This window comes from Alsobacter sp. P4_H11, assembly GCF_056400925.1.
In genome coordinates, this window is sequence record NZ_JBFUKI010000001.1 from 436522 (window position 1) to 454527 (window position 18006).

Here is an 18006-nt window from a genome sequence, read left to right on the forward strand (position 1 = left end):
ACCCTACAATGATTGATTGAGCACAGAGCCTCATGCCGGGGCGCTCGAGGCCGCATTCGCATGTCTTCGCCTGTTCAACTCGTCTCGCTGTCCACCGCCCTCCCCCCGCATGAGATCCTCCAGACCGACGCCGCCCGCGCCGCGGCCGAGCAGTTCGCAGATCGATTCAAGGATTTCGGACGCCTGGCGCGCGTCTTCGAGAGCGCCGGCATCCGCAAGCGCCACGCCGTGCGACCGCTGGAGTGGTACGCGGCCGATCTAGGCTGGCCGGAGCGCACGGCGGCCTATCTGGAAGGCGCGCAGGACCTCTTCGTCGACGCCGCCACGAAGGCGCTGGACATGGCAGGGATCACGGCCGCCGAGGTCGACACCGTCGTGACGGTCTCGTCCACCGGCATCGCGACCCCCAGCCTCGAGGCGAGAGCCTCGGCCCGCATGGGCTTTCGCCCGGACATCGAGCGCGTGCCGGTCTTCGGGCTGGGTTGCGCCGGGGGCGTGTCCGGCCTCGGCCTCGCCGGCCGGCTCGCCAAGGCGCGCCCCGGCAGCGTCGTCCTCCTTGTCGTGATCGAGATCTGCACCCTGGCGTTCCGGCACGACGTGCTCAGCAGCGCCAACATCGTCGCCACCGCCCTGTTCGGCGATGGCGCCGCGGCTTGCGTCCTGCGCACCGGCGATGCCGGGATGGCGACGATCGAGCATTCCGCCCAGCACACATGGCCGGACACGCTCGACATCATGGGCTGGTCCGTGGATCCCCAGGGCCTCGGCGTGATCTTCGATCGCGCCATCCCACCCTTCGCCGAGGAAAACCTCGCGCCTGCGGTCACCAGCATGTTGGCCAGCGGCGGCCTGGCGATGCACGACGTCGACCGCTTCGTCTGCCACCCGGGCGGCGTGAAGGTGATCCAGGCGCTCGAACGCGCGCTCGACCTCGGCCAGGGCGCGCTCGACCATGAGCGCGAAATCCTGCGCGAATACGGCAACATGTCCGCCCCGACGGCGCTCTTCGTGCTGCAGAGGACCGCCCAGGCGGCCCTGCCGAACCGCAGCCTCCTCACCGCCATGGGGCCGGGCTTTTCGGCCAGCAGCGTCTCGCTGCGCCACGCCGCATGACCGGAGCCGCTGTGCTGCTGGCGCTGGTCACCGCCGAGCGCCTGGGCGAGCTGGTGCTGGCGCGGCGCAACACCGCCGGCCTGCTGGCCCGCGGCGGCGTGGAAGTCGCGCCCGGCCACTACCCGCTTGTGGTGGCATTACACGCCGCCTGGCTCGCCTATTTGTGGGCGGCCGGCGTCAGCCAGCCGATCGAGCCGATCTGGCTTGCGGTGTTCGGCCTGCTCCAAGTCCTGCGCGCCTGGGTGCTATGGACGCTCGGCCGCCGCTGGACCACGCGCATCCTCGTTGTCCCCGGGGAAACGCTCGTCGCCTCCGGCCCCTATCGCGTCCTGCCTCACCCGAACTACGCAGTCGTGATCGGCGAGATCGCGGTTTTGCCGCTATGCTTGGGGCTGACAGGAGCAGCCATCGTGTTTTCACTCCTCAACGCGGCCGTGCTGACGATCCGCATCCGCGCCGAAAATGCAGCCCTCGCCGAGCTGCGCCGTGACGGCCGCGTCTGAGCCGGCTCCCGCCGTCGCGGGATGGCGCATCTGGGCGGGCTTCGCCGCCATGTGCGCCGGCATGTTCATGGCCATCCTGGACGTGCAGGTGGTCGCGACATCGCTGCCGACGATCCGCGCCGCGCTGGACATGTCCGAGGACCAGGTCAGCTGGATCCAGACCGCCTACCTGATCGCCGAAATCGTCGCCATTCCGCTCACCGGCCTGCTCACGCGCGTGCTCAGCATGCGCTGGCTTTTCGTGATCTCGGTCGCGATCTTCACCATCGCGTCGGCCGGCTGCGCGGCGAGCGGCTCCTACGAGGCCCTGATCGCCTGGCGGGTCTTGCAGGGCTTTGCGGGCGGGACGCTGATCCCCGCCGTGTTCACGGCCGTGTTCCTGCTGTTTCCCCTGCGGAACCAGACGCTCGCGACCACGCTGGCCGGCGTCCTGGCCGTGCTCGCGCCGACGCTGGGACCGGTCGTCGGCGGCTGGATCACGGACGCTTACTCGTGGCGCTGGCTGTTCCTGATCAACGTGGCCCCCGGCGTGGTGGCCGCCCTGATCGGGGCCGCCACGCTGCCGCGCGACGATACCGACCTTGCGTCCGCGCGAAGGATAGACGCGCTCGGCGTGGCGCTGCTGGCCGCCAGCCTCGCGGCGCTGGAGATCGGCCTCAAGGAGGCGCCCGGCCGGGGCTGGACCTCCGGGGTCGTCCTCGGCCTGCTGATCGCCAGCCTGATCTGCGGGGCGGCGTTCGCGGCGCGGATGCTGCGGTCGGGCGCGCCTGTCGTGAACCTGCGCGCATTCGCGTCGCTGCGCTTCTCCGTCGCCTGCGCGCTCAGCTTCGTGCTCGGCGTCGGCCTGTTCGGGTCGGTCTACCTGATGCCGTTCTTTCTCGGCTTCGTGCGCGGCCACGATGCGCTCGCGATCGGCAAGACCATGCTGGTGACGGGGCTTGCCCAGCTCGTCGCCGCGCCCGTCGCGGTGATGCTCGAGAAGCGGGTCGACCCTCGCGCGCTGAGCGCGTTCGGCTTCGCGCTGTTTGGCGTCGGGCTCGGCATGAGCGCGTGGCAGACGCCAGAGACCGATTTCGCTGGCATGCTGTGGCCGCAGGTTGTGCGCGGGCTGGCGATCATGTTCTGCCTGCTGCCGCCCACCCGGCTGGCGCTCGGGCATTTGCCGCCGGCGCAAGTGCCGGACGCGAGCGGCCTGTTCAACCTGATGCGGAACCTTGGCGGCGCGATCGGGCTGGCGTTGATCGACACCGTGATCTTCGGCCGTCTGCCCACGCTGGCCTCCAGCCTCACCACAAAGCTGCAGGCCGGCGATGCCGACGCGGCCGCCTTCGTAGGCATCCCGCCCGGCCTGCTGAACCCCGCCCAGGCGCCGCCGCCCGGCGCGCTAGCCATGCTGGAGCCGCTGGTGCGCCGCGCCGCCATGACGACCGCGATCAACGAGGCCTGGGCCATGCTGGCCGCTCTCACGCTCGCGGGCGTTCTGTGCCTCATAATCCTGGCCTTGCCGGGACGCCGCGCGGAACCGGTCACGCGCTAGCCGACGCGCTCCTCCGGGTCGTCCAGGTAAACGAGGCCCGCCTTGGCGAGCCCTTCGCGCATGGCGTAGATGTCGAGCCCCAACTCTCCGGCCGCGAGCCGCGCACGCTTGCTCTCTTCGTTGGCGAGCCGCGCATCGGCGAGGTCCGCGATCCGCACGGCGTCGACCATCGGGACCACCACGACGCCATCGTCGTCCGCCACGATCACGTCGCCCAGATTCACGAGCGCACCCGCGCAGACCACCGGGATGTTGACGCTGCCGGGCGTCGCCTTGACGGTCCCGCGCGCCGAGATCGCCTTAGACCATACCGGGAAGCCCATCTCCTTCAGGGTCAGGATATCGCGGCAGCCGGCGTCGATGATCAGGCCGACGACGCCCCGCGCCTTCAGCGAGGTCGCCAGAAGGTCGCCGAACATGCCGTCCGTGCTGTCGGCCGCCAGCGCCACCACCATCACGTCTCCGGGCCGGCATTGTTCCACCGCGACATGGATCATCCAGTTGTCGCCCGGCTGCGACAGCACCGTCACTGCCGAGCCGGCGACGGAGCCGCCCTGCCACACCGGGCGCAGATACGGCTTCATCAACCCCGTCCGGCCCATGGCCTCGTGCAGGGTGGCGACGCCGGCCGCGCCCAGGCGGCGGACCGCGTCCGCGTCGGCGCGGCGATTGCGGCGGATGACGACGGGCTTCATGCGAGCGTCTCCACCACCATCGGGAACAGGCGCTGGTAGGCCTCGCCATACTGCATGCTGCGGCCGGAATTGCGCCCGCCCTGCATGCCGCGGTTCAGCGCCACGCGGGTGTAGTAGTCCCAGAGGTGCTTTTGCGCGGCCAGCACCTCGAAGGCGCTGCGCTTCTGCTCCCACACGTCGTCGATGTTGAGGATCACGTTGGGCTTGTAGTCGCACTGCTCGGGCTGGTGCGGCTCGAACAGGAAAACGGGCGGGGCCGCATAGGAAAGGTCCGGCGAGGGCTTGTGGCCGGCCGCTTGCGCGATGATACGCGCTTCCTGGGCGAGACGCGTCGCCTCCGGGTGATCGACATTGTAGGGGTCGGCCAGCGAATGGGTGAGCACGAAGGCCGGCTTCACGCTCCGGTAGATATCGACCAGCCGGTCCAGCATCTCAGGCGTGGAGCGTAGCGGGTAGTCGCCCGCGTCCATGAACTCGATTTCGGCGCCGAGGATCGACGCGGCCTTCTGCGCCTCGGCCCGGCGCTGCGCCTTCACGTCGGCCAGCGCCGCGCCCGCGGTTTTCCACGCCCACTGGCTTTCGCCGCGCTCCCCATAGGAGAGGCACACGATCACCATGCGCATGCCCTGGCGGGCGTGCAGCGCGATCGCGCCGCCGGCGCGCCAGACGAAATCGCCCGGATGGGCGGTGACCACGAGCCCCGCGCCGGTGCGGCCGGGAAGCGACGATGTGGACAAGGGACGTTCTCCTCAGGATCGAACTGCGGAAGGCGGGTCGGCGGCCACGGACAAACGCTCCGGCAGGAAGGCCTCGCCATCGAAGAGCTTGCGCGCCGTTCGCAGCAGCCCGGCGCGCTCGACCCGAGGCTCGGCCGACGTGCCGCCCACGACGACGCGGACGGTGAATTCGCCGGTCGGATGCTCCACGGACAGGATCTTCTCGCGCCCCTCCGGAACCACCGCCACCCCCGCCGCCGGCGAGCCGGGCAGGATGCAGGCGGTCGCCACCGTCACGGCCGCGAAGACCCCGATGGAAGCGTGGCACTCGTGCGGGATGAAGCTACGCGTGCACACATGCCCGCCGGCGCGCGGTGGTGAAACCAGCGCGATCTTGGGCACCACCTTGGGGCCGACATCGCCGAGATTCATCAGCGGCCCGGACGCAAGGCGGATCTCCTCCAGCCGCGCTTTCAGCGCGACGTCCTTGTCGAGATCCTCGCGGCTTTCGTAACCCGTGCGTCCCACCGAGCGCGCATCGATGACGATCACCGGCATGCCATTGTCGATCAGCGTGACGTCCACGCCCGCGACCCTGTCGACGACGTTGCCGGTTGGCAGGAGGCTGCCGCAAACCGAGCCGGCCGCATCCAGGAAATCGATCGGTATCGGCGCAGCCGTGCCCGGGACGCCGTCGATCCGCGCGTCGCCGCCATAGCGCACCCGCCCGCCGGGCGTTTGCACCTGCAGCTCCGCGATCGTGCCGGTGTTCAGCGTCCGCACCCGGACCGTGGTGACGCCGTCCCGCGCCTCGACCAGCCCGCGCTCGATCGCGAAGGGCGCGGTTCCGGCGAGGATGTTGCCGCAGTTCGGCGTCGTATCCACCGAAGCCTTGTTGACGCCGACCTGCGCGAACAGGAAATCGACGTCGCAGGCCGGATTGGTGGAGCGCGACAGCACCGCGACCTTGCTGGTCAACGGATGCGCGCCGCCAAGCCCGTCGATCTGGCGCGGGTCCGGCGAACCCATGAGGGCCAGCAGCCAGGCGTCGCGTTCAGCCGGGTCCTGCGGCAGGTCGGCGGCGAGGAAATAGGCCCCCTTGGAGGTCCCTCCCCGCATCAGCATGCAACGCACGGCCTGCTGCATCGTCCCTATCTCGATTGGCATGGCGTCATGCTGGCCCGCCGAGCCGGATGAAACAAATGACAAGATTGCCGGCTTTGACGAATCCAATTCATCGCCGCGCGGCCTCGTCGCGCCGCCTCATCGTGGGTGCCGCTCAGCAATCGGCCGCGCGGCCGGCCTCCGCCTTCAGCCGGCGCCTGATCAGCCCCACCAGCGCGGTGGCGGCCGGCGACAGCGGCAGCCCCTTTTTCGAGATCACGCCCAGCGTGCGCGAGATGCCGGGATTGCGCAGCGTGACGGCCCGGACGCCGGGCGCGTCCGATCCCTCGATCGACAGGCGCGGCAGGATCGCGACCCCGAGCCCTTCGGCCACGAGGCTCACCGCCGTGGCGACGTGCTGGCACTCGTAGCGCCACGTCATCTGCTCGCGCCGGCAGCCGAGCGCGTCGTCGATCAGCGCCCTATTGCCGGTTTGCGGGCTGATCCGCACCAGCGGCGTGCCTTCCAGTTGCGACCAGTCGATCACAGCCTCGGTCGCGAGCGGATGCCCGACCGGGCACACGGCCACGAACGGCTCCTTCAGCAGCGGCGCGATCTCGAGGTCCCAGCGGTTGGCGGACACGATCGTGATGCCGAACTCGGCGCGCCCGGCCTGCACGTGTTCGGCGATCTCGCTGGCCGAATTGTCGTGCACCTGCACGGTGAGGCCGGGCCACGCGGCCTGGAACTCATGCAGCACGCGCGGCAGGTAATGGATCGCTATGGTGGGCAGGCACCCAACCGAGAGCCGCTCCTGCCGGTCCTTGCCCTGCCGGCGCAGCTCCGCAAAGCTGATCGTGATCTCGTCGATCAGCCGCCGCGCCTTGGGCAGCAGGTCCTGCCCGGCCGGCGTCAGCGAGACCTGCCGGGTCGTGCGGGCGAGGAGCTTCAGTCCGAGGTCGTCCTCGAGCTTCTTCATCCGGTGGCTCAACGCCGTCTGCGACAGGTTGAGATGCGCGGCCGCAAGGTTGAAACTGCCGCGGTCCGCGATGCTCAGAAAGGCTTCGAGCCCCAGGAAGTCGACCCGCATCGTCGTGTTCCACCCGCGCATTGGTGCGCCCGTTTCAGCAATCGGGTGAAACATTCAATTTGATTGCAGCCGAAAGCAATGGCCATTTCGGCGAGACGGAGAAACACGATGACCGAACCGCGCCATGACCTCGCCCATCTCGGCCATGTCGAGTTGCTCACCGCCAGGCCGGACGAGAGCCTGCGCTTCTTCGTCGACATCATGGGCATGACCGAGAGCGGGCGCGACCGCGACAGCGTCTACCTGCGCGGCTGGGACGACTATGAGTTCCACACGCTGAAGCTCACCGCCAGCCACACCTCCGGCGTCGGCCACGTGGCCTTCCGCACCTGGAGCCCCGAGGCGCTGGACCGCCGCGTCCACGAACTGGAGGCCATGGGGGCGGGCCTCGGCTGGGTCGACGGCGACCTCGGCCACGGCAAGGCCTATCGGGCCCGCAACGCCGACGGACACGTCTTCGAGCTCTACTACGACACCCGCTGGTACGAGCCGCCGCCGGAGCTGCGCCCGGCGCTCAAGAACCAGGCCCAGCGCTACCCCGCCCGCGGCTGCAACGTGCGCCGTCTCGATCACCTGAACCTGCTGGTGCTCGACGTCGCCGAGACCCGCCATTTCCTGGAGCGCGGCATGGGCATGCGCACAACCGAGATGATCGTGCTCGACAGCGGCGTCGAGGCCGGCGCCTGGGTGACCTGCACCAACAAGACCTACGACATCGCCTTCACCAAGGACCACACCGGCACGCCCGGCCGCTTCCACCATGTCACCTACGCGGTCGATAGCCGCGAGGACATCCTGCGCGCGGCCGACATCTTCCTGGAGCACGGCGTCTACATCGAGACCGGCCCGCACAAGCACGCCGTGCAGCAGACCTTCTTCCTCTATGTCTACGAGCCGGGCGGCAATCGCGTCGAGATCGCCTGCGCGGGCGCCCGCCTGATGCTCGCGCCGGACTGGAAACCCATCGTCTGGACTCAGGCCGAGCGCGCCAAGGGCCAGGCCTGGGGGCTGAAAACAGTGGAGTCCTTCCACACGCACGGCACGCCGCCGGTCGCCTAGATCGCGCGTCCGTGATCAGCCGGGGCTGAAACTTCGCCCATTGAGGCCCCGTAACTCCCACAGGCCCCCACCAGGGGCCGCAGGGAGACAAAAGCCATGCGCAAGTTCAACACGATCCTCTTCGCCGCAACCTCGGCGCTCTGCCTCACGGTCGCGGGCGCCGCCATGGCGCGCACCGTCATGGTCGGCGGCGCAGCCATGTACCCGTCCAAGACGATCGTCGACAACGCCGTCAACTCCAAGGATCACACCACCCTCGTGGCGGCCGTGAAGGCCGCGGGCCTCGTCGACACGCTGCAGGGCCCCGGCCCGTTCACGGTGTTCGCGCCCACCAACGCGGCCTTCAAGAAGCTGCCCGCCGGCACGGTCGAGGGCCTGGTCCAGCCGCAGAACAAGGCAACGCTCACCAAGGTGCTCACCTACCACGTGGTGCCGGGCCGCTACACGGCGTCTGACCTGATGCAGCTCGTCAAGAAGGGCGGCGGACAGGCGATGCTGAAGACCGCCGAAGGCGAGAACCTCACCATCCAGCCCGGCCGCAGCGGCAAGACCTTGTTCGTGACCGACAGCAAGGGCGACCAGGCGCGCATCACCATCGCGAACGTCATGCAGTCCAACGGCGTGATCCACGTGGTCGACACGGTTCTGATGCCCTGACGGGCGCGCCGAGATCCTGAACGGCAAAAGCCCCGGAGCGATCCGGGGCTTTTTGCATATCCGCGTCAGGGTCCGATCAGGCGTCGGCCATCAGCGGCGCAGCGGCGGCGAGTTCCAGAAACAAGGCTAGCGTCGCGAGGTCCAGGATCGCCCACCACATCGTTGTCCCCCCGCGCCCACCAACGCCTTTAAGGTTTATAGTGGCATAAATCCTTAAAGCGCCAGTAGGGCGAATTACTGAGATCGCGGCGAAATACACTGTATCTTTTCGGGCGGGTGCTGAAGTTGACGTCGCGACAGCTTCGACCTTCATTTATTTACTCGAAATTTGATGTTTTCAAAGATCGTGCGCAGGGCGCAGCCGTGACCGAATGTTCCAAGCGGCTGCTCGGCGCACCGTAGGCCTGATTGTCGGCCGGCCAAGGCCTCCTATGTAGGTTGGGGTCCGGCGCCGCACGCCGACGCCGTCCCGCCGTCCCGACTGGAGTTCTCCCATGGCTGACATGCCGACCGGCCTCGAACTGCGCTCCCTGGTCACCGACCACGGCGAACTCAGGCTCACGCTCGACCCCATCGACATTGGCGAGCCCGGACCGGGCGAAGTGATCGTCCGCGTCGAGGCGACGCCGCTCAACCCCTCGGACCTTGGCCTCTTGCTCGGCCCGGCCGACCCCGCCACGCTGGGCCGCGACGACTCCGGCGAACGCCCTGCCCTCTCGGCGAAGATCCCGCCGCAATTCATGCCGGCCGTGGCCGGACGCGTCGGGCAGGCCCTGCCGGTCGGGAACGAGGGCGCAGGAACCGTGCTGCGGGCCGGCCCGGACGTACAGCATCTGGTCGGCCGCAAGCTCGCGATGATCGGCGGCGGCATGTACGCCACGCTCCGGCGCATTCGGGCGAGCGACTGCATCGTACTTCCCGAGGACGTCACGGCCGCCGAAGGCGCCTCCCTGTTCGTGAACCCGCTCACCGCGCTAGGCTTCGTCGAGACCATGCGGATGGAAGGCCACACCGCCCTCGTGCACACGGCCGCGGCGTCCAACCTGGGGCAGATGCTCGTGCGCATTTGCCTAGCCGACAACGTTCCGCTTGTGAACGTCGTGCGCAGCGAGGAACAGGCCAAGCTGCTACGCGGCATCGGGGCGACGCACGTCGTCGACAGCAGCGCTCCCGATTTCGCGGAGAAACTCGTGGAGGCGATCGCCGCCACCGGAGCGACCCTCGGTTTCGACGCGATCGGCGGCGGCGAGATGGCGGGCCAGATCCTGAACGCCATGGAGACCGTCGCGTCCCGCGCTCTGCCGGCCTACAGCCGCTACGGCTCTGACACGCACAAGCAGGTCTACATCTACGGATCGCTCGCCGGCGGGCCGCTGGTCCTGAAGCGCAATTTCGGCTTCACCTGGGGAGTGGGCGGCTGGCTCCTGTTCAACTTCCTGCGCCGGGCGGCGCCCGAGCAGACGAAGCGAATGCGCCAGCGCATCGTCGAAGAGATCCGGACCACCTTCGCGAGCCGCTACACGCAGACGGTCAGCCTCTCGGACCTGCTGGATCCCGCAGTTGTCGCCAAGGCGCAGCGCAAGGAGACCGGCGCCAAATACCTCATCGATCCGAGCCGCTAGGCGTCTACGCCGCCGCGTTGTCTCCGCCGGAGCGCTCCCGAAAGGGCGCGAGCCGGCCGGCGATGAATTCCACGAACTGCCGAGCGATCCCCGACCGGCTGCGCTGCGCCGACCAGATGCACGAGATGTCGAGGTGCACGTCCGGCCGGAAGGCCCGCACGGCGACGCCGCGGCCGTCATATTCGGCGGCCGTAAATGGGTCGACGATGCTCAGGCCCGCGCCGGCCGCCACCATCGCGCAGGCGATCATCGAGAGCGGGGTTTCGGCCCGTGTGTGGCGCGACACGCGCGCCTGCGCGAACACCGCGTCGGTGCGGTAACGAAGCTGCGTGCTGTTTTCCAGCGACACGAACTGCTCGCCCGCGAAATCCTCCGGCCGCAACACCGCCTTGGCGACAAGGCGATGGCCTGCCGGAAGCACCGCCACGGCCGGCGCCGAGATCAGGGGCTCGATGTCGAGATGCCCCGACTCGATGGGAGCCTGCACGAAGCCCACCTCGCAAAAGCCGGACGCCACCCATTCGGCGACCTGGGACGAGATGCTGCCGTAGAGCGCTACGTCAAGTTCCGGCCGTTCGGCCATGAACGCGCCGACCGCGCGCGGCATGAAACCGACGTTGAAGGCCGGCAAGGCTGCAATCCGCAATGTCCCGACGCGCCCTTCGCGGATGTCGCGGGCCGCCCGCGCGATGCCGTCGAGCCCGACGAATTGCCGCTCGACCTCGCGATAGAGCGCCAGCGCCTCCTCGGTGGGAACGAGCCGTGAGCCGCGCCGCACGAAGAGCGGCATGCCGAGGCTGCGCTGGAAAACATGGACCAGCCGGGTGACGGCCGGTTGTGTGACGTTGAGCGCCTGCGCGGCGCCGGTCACGCTCCCCATCACGATGACGGCGCGGAAAGCCTCGATCTGCCTCGGGTTCAGCATGCCTCGCCCATAACATCCTGTTATGGGCTGCTGCAATCATTCGATTTGACCCTCGGCTCGCGCGCCGTCCAAGCTGGCGACAGTTGCCAGGCCAGTGTTCTTGGCCATGAGGGAGGGTCTCATGAAGTTGATGTTTGCAGGTCTGCTGCTGGCTTCCACCGCGTTGGCGTCCAATGGGGCGCTCGCGCAGCAGAAGACGCTCTATGTGGCCGGTTATGGCGGCTCCTACGAGCAGACCATGCGCAAGGAGATCATCCCGCCCTTCGAGGCCAAGAGCGGCGTGAAGGTCGAGTACGTGGCGGGCAACTCCACGGACACGCTCGCCAAGCTGCAGGCCCAGAAGGGCGCCCAGCAGATCGACGCCATCATCGTGGACGACGGCCCCGCCTATCAGGCCGTGTCGCTCGGCTTCTGCGGCGAGCTGGCGCCCGGCGAGGTCTACAAGGACGTCGCCCCGGTGATGAAGTTCTCGTCCAACAAGGCCGTCGGCATCGGCATGGTGGCCACCGGCTTCATGGTCAACAAGAAGGCCTTCGAAGAGAACAAGTGGCCGATCCCGACCTCCTGGGCCGACCTGAAGGACGCCAAGTTCAAGCAGAAGATCGTGATTCCGCCGATCAACAACACCTACGGGCTGCATGCGCTGATCGCCGAAGCGCAGCTCGCGGGCGGCGGCGAGAAGGACATCGAGCCCGGCTTCAAGGCGTTCAAGTCCGAGATCAACGCCAATGTGCTCGCTTACGAGCCCTCCCCGGCCAAGATGACCGAGCTGTTCCAGAACGGCCAGGCCGTGTTCGCCGTGTGGGGCTCCGGCCGTGTGAAGGCCTTTGCGGACACCGGCTTTCCGGTGGAGTTCATCTACCCCAAGGAAGGCGGCTACGCGCTCGGCACCGCGGCCTGCCCGGTCGCCGGCTCCAAGAACGAGAAGGAGGCCAACGCCTTCCTGCAGCACCTGCTCTCGCCCGAGATCCAGGTGGCGCTCGCCAAGGGCGCTGGCACAGGCCCGGCCAACATGACCGTGAAGCTCGCCCCCGAGGACCAGAAGGGCCTGCCTTACGGCGATCTCGCCAAGACGCTGAAGGCCGTCGACTGGGACACCGCCAACGCCAAGCGCGAGGAGTGGACCAAGCGCTGGAACCGAGAGATCGAGCGGTAACAGCCCACCTCCCGTCATCGCGGGACGCGCAGCGACGAAACAATCCACGCCGGGCGTGAAGCGCTTCTCCCGTGAGAAGACTCGCCCCGGCGACCGGATATCGTCGCCCGGCCTCGGGATGAGGAACGAGGCGCCGCCCCGCCGCGAGCCTTGCGGCCGCCGTCCTGCGCAACACGCGGGGGACCGCGGCCACGAACATCGGACGAATAGCCCATGCCCTATATAGCTCTCGAACGCCTGACCAAGCGCTACGGCGACCATGTCGCCGTGGACGCTCTCGATCTCGCCGTCGAGAAGGGCGAGTTCATCTCGTTGCTGGGCCCCTCCGGCTGCGGCAAGACCACGACCCTGCAAATGATCGCCGGCTTCGTGGAGCCGACGGGCGGGCGCGTCATGCTGGACGGCGTCGACCTCGGGGCCATGAAGCCGAACCGGCGCGGCCTCGGCATCGTGTTCCAGAGCTACGCCCTGTTTCCACACATGACGGCGGCCGAGAACGTCGCCTTCGGGCTGGAGATGCGCGACGTGCCGCGCGCCGAGCGCGACAAGCGCGTCGCCGAGACGCTGGCGCTGGTCGGGCTTTCTGGCTTCGCCGAGCGCTACCCCAAGCGCATGTCGGGCGGGCAGCAGCAGCGCGTCGCGCTGGCCCGCGCGCTGGTGATCAAGCCCGCCATCCTGCTGCTGGACGAACCGCTCTCCAACCTCGACGCCAAGCTGCGCGAAGAGATGCAGATCGAGCTGCGCTCGATCCAGCGGATCAGCGGCGCCACCACCATCCTGGTCACGCATGACCAGGCCGAGGCCATGGCGCTCTCCGACCGCATCGTGCTGATGAACAAGGGCCGGGTCGAGCAGATCGCGCGCCCGGACGAGGCCTATGCGCGCCCGGCCTCCGCCTTCGTGGCCAACTTCCTGGGCAAGACCAATCTCCTGAACGGGACTGTCGAGGCCGGCCCCCAGGGCCCGGTGCTGGTCGTCGGCGGCCTGCGCCTTCCCGCCCCGGCGGGCGCCGGATCGGGCCCGCAATCAGTCGCGGTGCGGCCGGAGCGCATCGCCTTCGCGTCGGGATCGGCGGGCGTGTCCGGCCGGGTGACCATGCGGGTGTTCCAGGGGCTGCACTGGCTGCTGCAGGTCGACAGCGAGGCTGGGCCGCTCACGCTGGTGCGCCCCAATGACGGCTCGCCGGTCCCCGCCGAAGGCGAGGCGGTCGCCCTCACCTTCTCGACGCAGGACGTCGCCCTGCTGCCGGCAGGGGGCACGGCGTGAGCGAGCGTCCGAAAGCCGCGCCCTACCTGCTGGCCGGGCCGACCGCGCTGGTCTTTCTCGGGCTGGTGCTGATCCCGCTCGCCATGACGGTGCTGCTCTCCTTCTACGATTGGGGCCAGTACAAAGGCATCGTGCCGGAGTGGACGCTGAAGAACTGGCGCGAGATGGTCGCGGACGACTATTTCGCCAGCGTCTTCCTGCGCACGTTCCGCATCGCCATCCTGGTCACGCTGGCCTGCGTGGCGATCGGCGTCCCCGAGGCCTACATCCTCAACCGCCTGAGCCCGGGCTGGCGCAGCGTCTCGCTGCTCGCCATCCTGGGGCCGCTGCTCGTGTCCGTGGTGGCGCGCACGCTGGGCTGGGCGCTGCTGTTCGGCTCCACCGGCGTGGTCAACCAGGGCCTCATCAAGCTTGGCCTCATCGCTACGCCGCTGCCCTTCATGTTCACCGAGACGGGCGTGATCGTCACGCTCACGCACGTGCTCGCGCCCTTCATGGTGCTGGCCGTCTGGGCGGCGCTGCAGCGGCTCGACCCGCAGGTCGAGAACGCCGCCGGCTCGCTCGGCGCGTCGGCGTTCACCACCTGGCGGCGCGTGATCCTGCCGCAGATCGTGCCGGGCGTCCTGTCCGGCTCCGTGATCGTCTTCGCGCTCGCGGCCAGCGCCTTCGCGTCGCCCGCCATCATCGGCGGCCGGCGGCTCAAGGTCGCCGCCACGCTGGCGTATGACGAGTTCCTGAACACTCTCAACTGGCCGCTCGGCGCCGCCGTCGCCACGCTGCTGCTGGTGGCGCTGGTCGCGATCATCGTGGGCTCCAACCGGCTGATTGAGCGCCGCTACGCGCAGGTGTTCGAATGAGCCGCAACGGCGCCCTGGCGACGGCCTTCCACCTCCTGTTCGTCACCTTCATGCTGGCGCCGCTCGCCATCGTGTGCGCGGTCGCGTTCACGCCGGAGGGCTACCTGTCGCTGCCGACGCACGGCTTCAGCCTGCGCTGGTTCCGCCAGATCCTGGCCTATCCGGAATTCCTGCGGGCGTTCTGGACCAGCCTTTGGCTGGCGGCCCTGTCGTCCACCATCGCGATCGCCCTGTCGGTCCCGGCCGCGCTCGCCATCGCGCGCTACCGGTTCCCCGGCCGCGAGGCGCTGACGGCGCTGTTCCTGTCGCCCCTGATGGTGCCGCACGTGGTGCTCGGCATCGCGTTCCTGCGCTTCTTCACCCAGGTCGGGCTGGCGGGCTCCTTCACCGGGCTGGTGCTCAGCCACGTGATCGTCGTGATCCCCTTCGCGCTGCGCCTCGTCTTGGCGGCGTCCTACGGCATCGATGCGCGCATCGAGCATGCCGCCGTGTCGCTCGGCGCCGGCCCGATGACGGTGTTTCGCCGCGTCACCATCCCGCTGATCCTGCCCGGCGTCGTGTCCGGCTGGATGCTGGCCTTCATCAACTCCTTCGACGAAGTCACCATGACGGTGTTCGTCGCCTCCCCCGCCACCGTCACGCTGCCGGTGCGCATGTTCCTCTACATCCAGGACAACATCGATCCGCTGATCGCCTCCGTCTCGGCCTGCCTCATCGCCCTCACGGCCGTGATGCTGCTCGTGCTGGACCGCATCTTCGGGCTCGATCGTCTCTTTGTCGGAGCCGGAAAGGGCTGACCTGCCGTGTCCCTCACCACCCCTCAATCGGAACCTGACGTCGTCGTCATCGGCGGCGGCCTCGTCGGCGGCGCCATGGCGTATGGCCTGGCCCGCGCCGGCGCGCGGGTCTGCGTGCTCGACGAGGGCGATCTCGCCCTTCGCGCCTCGCGCGGCAACTTCGCGCTGGTCTGGGTGCAATCGAAGGGCATGGGCATGCCCGAATACGCCGCGTGGTCGAAGCGCTCGGCCGACGCCTGGCATGAGCTCGCCGGCCTGCTGCGCGAGGAGGCGGGCATCGACGTCGCCCACAGCCAGCCGGGCGGCTTCACGTTGTGCCTGTCGGACGCCGAGCTCCAGCAGCGCGTCGACGGCATGACGCGCCTGCACAACCAGATCAACATGGTGGAATACGGCTATGAGGTCCTCGACCACGCCGAAACCAAGCGCCGCCTGCCCGACATCGGCAAGGACGTGGCGGGCTCCATCTACAGCCCCATCGACGGCCACGTGAATTCGCTGCGCCTGTTCCGGGCCCTGCACGAGGCGCTCCAGCGCCGCGGCGCGGACTACCGGCCCAACTGCGCCGTGGACGCCATCACGCCCGAGAACGGGGGTTTCCGCGTCACCGGCCCGTGGGGCGAGATCCGCGCGCCCAAGGTGGTGCTGGCCGCCGGCCTCGGCAACGCCCGGCTGGCCCCCATGGTGGGGCTGAACGCGCCCGTGAAGCCCAGCAAGGGCCAGGTGATCGTCACCGAGAAGACTGCGCCCTTCCTGCACAATCCCATGGTGACGGTGCGCCAGACCGACGAGGGCGGCGTCATGATCGGCGACAGCCAGGAGGACCTCGGCTTCGACACCGTCGTCACCCAGCCCATCATCTCGCTGATGGCCGAGCGCGCCGTGCGGATGTTCCCGCGTCTCGCCGGGCTCAACGTCGTGCGCACCTGGTCGGCGCTGCGGGTCATGAGCCCGGACGGTTTCCCGATCTACGAGCAGTCCACGGCTCATCCGGGCGCCTTCGTTACGACCTGCCACTCCGGCGTGACGCTCGCCGCCAACCACGTGCTGACGCTCGCGCCCGCCATCCTGGCCGGCGCCCTGCCGGACGCCGTCGCGCCCTTCAACGCCCGGAGGTTCCATGTTCCGGCCCATGCTTGACCCCGGCGCGCCCGCCGGCGCCCAACTCCGCTTCACGTTCGACGGCGCCGCCATGACGGCCCGCGCCGGCGACACCGTCGCGGCGGCGCTGCTCGCCAACGGCGTCGCGGTGAACCGGGAGACGCCCGTGTCGGGCGCCCCGCGCGGCGCCTATTGCATGATGGGCGTCTGCTTCGAATGCCTGGTGGTGATCGACGGCGTCGGCAACCGGCAGGGCTGCCTCGTCCCGCTGGAGGACGGCATGCGCATCGAGACGCAGCACGGCGCCCGCCAGGCCGAATACAGCGAGGAGACCGAGGCATGAACCGCATCGACGACGTCGCGGGCCTGCGCGACGCTTACGACCTCGCCGTCGTGGGCGCCGGGCCGGCCGGCCTCGCGGCGGCCGCTACCGCGAGCGAGCTCGGCCTCTCGGTTCTCCTCGCCGACGAGAATCCCGCTCCCGGCGGCCAGATCTACCGCAGCGTCACCACGACCCCCGTCCAGCGCCGCGCCGTGCTGGGCGAGGACTACTGGGCCGGACAGGCCGTGGTCGATCGCTTCGGTCGCAGCGCCGCGGATTACGCCCCGCGCACAACCATTTGGACGGTTGGCCGGACCGAGCTGCTCGCCGGCGGCGACGGCTTCGAGGTCGGCCTGTCGGCCGGCGGGCAGGCCCGCCTCGTCGATGCGCGGCGCGTCATCCTGGCGACCGGCGCGCTGGAACGGCCCATGCCGATCCCCGGCTGGACGCTGCCCGGCGTCATGACGGCCGGCGCGGCCCAGATCGCGCTGAAGAGCTCCGGCCTGGTGCCTGACGGGCGCGTTGTTCTCGCCGGCTGTGGCCCCCTGCTCTATCTGCTGGCCTCGCAGCTCGAGGCCGCCGGCGCGAATATCGTCGCCGTGCTGGACACGAGCGATCGCCGCAACGCGCTGGCTGCCGCCGCCGCGGTTCCGGACTTCCTCCGGTCGCCCTATCTCGCGAAGGGCCTGCGCCTCGTGCTGAACGTCCGCCGCAAGCTGCGCTTCGTAGGCGGCGTCACCGGCCTGCGCGCCGAGGGCGACGGCCGCGTCCAGCGCGTCGTGGTGGAGCGCGGCGCCGCGCGCGAAACGCTCGCCTGCGACATGCTGCTGCTGCACCAGGGCGTGATCCCCAACCCCAACATGACCAGCGCGATCGGCTGCGAGCAGGCGTGGGATGACGAGCAGCGCTGCTGGACGCCCAAGCTCGACCCCTGGTTCGGCGCGAGCGTGCCGGGGATCGCCATCGCGGGCGACGGTGCCGGAATCGGCGGCGCCGAAAGCGCGGCGCTGCGCGGCGAGGTCGCGGCGCTGGATGCCGCGCATTGCATCGGCCGCGTCGACGAAGCCGAACGCGACCGCCGCGCCGCGCCGGTCCGCGCCGCGCTGCAAAAGTCGATGCGCGGCCGCCGTTTCCTCGACCTCATGTATCGCCCCGCCGCGCCTTTCCTGGCGCCGCAGGACCCCGCCACGATCGTCTGCCGCTGCGAGGAAGTCACGGCCGGCCAGCTCCGCGACACGACGCGCAGGCTCGGCGTCCAGGGCCCCAACCAGATGAAGACCTTCCTGCGCTGCGGCATGGGGCCCTGCCAGGGCAGGCTCTGCGGCTCCACGGTCACCGAAATCATCGCCGAGGAGCGCGGCGTCAGCCCGGCCGAAGTCGGCGCCTACCGGCTTCGCCCGCCGGTGAAGCCCATTACGCTGGGCGAACTGGCCAACCTCCCCAAGAGCGACGCCGCCGTGAAGGCGGTCTGCCGCTGATAACCCTC

General features: G+C 69.3%; 19 protein-coding genes. 13 read left to right on the forward strand and 6 right to left on the reverse strand.

Going from position 1 to position 18006, the window contains the following annotated elements; translation table 11 throughout:
* Positions 1-60 precede the first annotated feature (60 nt).
* Genes AC1DSZ_RS01965 through AC1DSZ_RS01975 form a run of 3 tightly spaced genes read left to right on the forward strand, consistent with a single transcriptional unit; the run spans position 61 to position 3153 of the window.
* Positions 61-1113 (forward strand): type III polyketide synthase, encoded by a 1053-nt coding sequence (locus AC1DSZ_RS01965; RefSeq protein WP_476836713.1) that lies wholly within the window; start codon positions 61-63, stop codon positions 1111-1113.
* A complete protein-coding gene (locus AC1DSZ_RS01970) occupies positions 1110-1616 on the forward strand; it encodes an isoprenylcysteine carboxyl methyltransferase family protein (protein WP_476836714.1) in 507 nt (168 codons plus the stop codon). Before AC1DSZ_RS01965 ends, AC1DSZ_RS01970 begins: the two co-directional genes overlap by 4 nt.
* Positions 1576-3153, forward strand: a complete 1578-nt coding sequence (locus AC1DSZ_RS01975; protein ID WP_476836715.1) for a DHA2 family efflux MFS transporter permease subunit — start codon at positions 1576-1578, stop codon at positions 3151-3153. Before AC1DSZ_RS01970 ends, AC1DSZ_RS01975 begins: the two co-directional genes overlap by 41 nt.
* Here the strand turns inward: AC1DSZ_RS01975 and AC1DSZ_RS01980 are convergent.
* From AC1DSZ_RS01980 to AC1DSZ_RS01995, 4 genes are all read right to left on the reverse strand, one after another.
* Positions 3150-3848: a 4-carboxy-4-hydroxy-2-oxoadipate aldolase/oxaloacetate decarboxylase gene (locus AC1DSZ_RS01980; RefSeq protein ID WP_476836716.1), complete on the reverse strand. Its 699-nt coding sequence runs from the start codon at positions 3846-3848 to the stop codon at positions 3150-3152. The two genes, AC1DSZ_RS01975 and AC1DSZ_RS01980, sit on opposite strands and share 4 nt — an antisense overlap.
* On the reverse strand, positions 3845-4585 hold the full coding sequence (locus AC1DSZ_RS01985; protein WP_476836717.1) for a PIG-L deacetylase family protein: 741 nt from the start codon (positions 4583-4585) through the stop codon (positions 3845-3847). Before AC1DSZ_RS01985 ends, AC1DSZ_RS01980 begins: the two co-directional genes overlap by 4 nt.
* Before the next feature lie 12 nt (positions 4586-4597).
* On the reverse strand, positions 4598-5710 hold the full coding sequence (locus AC1DSZ_RS01990) for a 4-oxalomesaconate tautomerase (RefSeq protein WP_476836718.1): 1113 nt from the start codon (positions 5708-5710) through the stop codon (positions 4598-4600).
* A 133-nt stretch (positions 5711-5843) separates the two neighbouring features.
* Positions 5844-6758: a LysR substrate-binding domain-containing protein gene (locus tag AC1DSZ_RS01995; protein WP_476836719.1), complete on the reverse strand. Its 915-nt coding sequence runs from the start codon at positions 6756-6758 to the stop codon at positions 5844-5846.
* A gap of 108 nt (positions 6759-6866) precedes the next feature.
* Here AC1DSZ_RS01995 and AC1DSZ_RS02000 point away from each other — a divergent pair, with 108 nt between their 5' ends.
* Both AC1DSZ_RS02000 and AC1DSZ_RS02005 read left to right on the forward strand, forming a co-directional pair.
* On the forward strand, positions 6867-7817 hold the full coding sequence (locus AC1DSZ_RS02000) for a catechol 2,3-dioxygenase (RefSeq protein ID WP_476836720.1): 951 nt from the start codon (positions 6867-6869) through the stop codon (positions 7815-7817).
* Between the two features lie 96 nt (positions 7818-7913).
* Positions 7914-8474, forward strand: a complete 561-nt coding sequence (locus AC1DSZ_RS02005) for a fasciclin domain-containing protein (protein ID WP_476836721.1) — start codon at positions 7914-7916, stop codon at positions 8472-8474.
* A 76-nt stretch (positions 8475-8550) separates the two neighbouring features.
* On the opposite strand, the gene AC1DSZ_RS02010 is transcribed toward AC1DSZ_RS02005, so the two are convergent.
* Positions 8551-8787, reverse strand: coding sequence for a hypothetical protein (locus AC1DSZ_RS02010; protein WP_476836722.1), 237 nt, complete (start codon positions 8785-8787; stop codon positions 8551-8553).
* Between the two features lie 181 nt (positions 8788-8968).
* On the opposite strand from AC1DSZ_RS02010, the gene AC1DSZ_RS02015 reads away from it, so the two are divergent.
* Entirely contained in the window at positions 8969-10096 is a 1128-nt protein-coding gene (locus AC1DSZ_RS02015; protein ID WP_476836723.1) for a zinc-binding dehydrogenase, read from the forward strand.
* Positions 10097-10100: 4 nt separating this feature from the next.
* Here AC1DSZ_RS02015 and AC1DSZ_RS02020 read toward each other — a convergent pair whose 3' ends face one another.
* On the reverse strand, positions 10101-11021 hold the full coding sequence (locus tag AC1DSZ_RS02020) for a LysR substrate-binding domain-containing protein (RefSeq protein WP_476836724.1): 921 nt from the start codon (positions 11019-11021) through the stop codon (positions 10101-10103).
* A 130-nt stretch (positions 11022-11151) separates the two neighbouring features.
* Between AC1DSZ_RS02020 and AC1DSZ_RS02025 the strand changes: the two genes are divergently transcribed.
* From AC1DSZ_RS02025 to AC1DSZ_RS02055, 7 genes are all read left to right on the forward strand, one after another.
* Positions 11152-12177 carry an ABC transporter substrate-binding protein gene (locus AC1DSZ_RS02025; protein WP_476836991.1) on the forward strand — a complete coding sequence of 342 codons (1026 nt, stop codon included), beginning with the start codon at positions 11152-11154 and terminating at the stop codon, positions 12175-12177.
* 213 nt (positions 12178-12390) lie between these two features.
* Positions 12391-13443, forward strand: coding sequence for an ABC transporter ATP-binding protein (locus tag AC1DSZ_RS02030; RefSeq protein ID WP_476836725.1), 1053 nt, complete (start codon positions 12391-12393; stop codon positions 13441-13443).
* 26 nt (positions 13444-13469) lie between these two features.
* Positions 13470-14300 (forward strand): ABC transporter permease, encoded by an 831-nt coding sequence (locus AC1DSZ_RS02035; protein WP_476836992.1) that lies wholly within the window; start codon positions 13470-13472, stop codon positions 14298-14300.
* Positions 14297-15097 (forward strand): ABC transporter permease, encoded by an 801-nt coding sequence (locus AC1DSZ_RS02040; RefSeq protein ID WP_476836726.1) that lies wholly within the window; start codon positions 14297-14299, stop codon positions 15095-15097. The genes AC1DSZ_RS02035 and AC1DSZ_RS02040 overlap by 4 nt, the downstream gene beginning before the upstream one ends.
* Before the next feature lie 6 nt (positions 15098-15103).
* Positions 15104-16237, forward strand: coding sequence for an NAD(P)/FAD-dependent oxidoreductase (locus AC1DSZ_RS02045; RefSeq protein ID WP_476836727.1), 1134 nt, complete (start codon positions 15104-15106; stop codon positions 16235-16237).
* Entirely contained in the window at positions 16218-16541 is a 324-nt protein-coding gene (locus tag AC1DSZ_RS02050) for a (2Fe-2S)-binding protein (RefSeq protein WP_476836728.1), read from the forward strand. The genes AC1DSZ_RS02045 and AC1DSZ_RS02050 overlap by 20 nt, the downstream gene beginning before the upstream one ends.
* Positions 16538-17998, forward strand: coding sequence for an FAD/NAD(P)-dependent oxidoreductase (locus AC1DSZ_RS02055; protein ID WP_476836729.1), 1461 nt, complete (start codon positions 16538-16540; stop codon positions 17996-17998). The genes AC1DSZ_RS02050 and AC1DSZ_RS02055 overlap by 4 nt, the downstream gene beginning before the upstream one ends.
* Positions 17999-18006 lie beyond the last annotated feature (8 nt).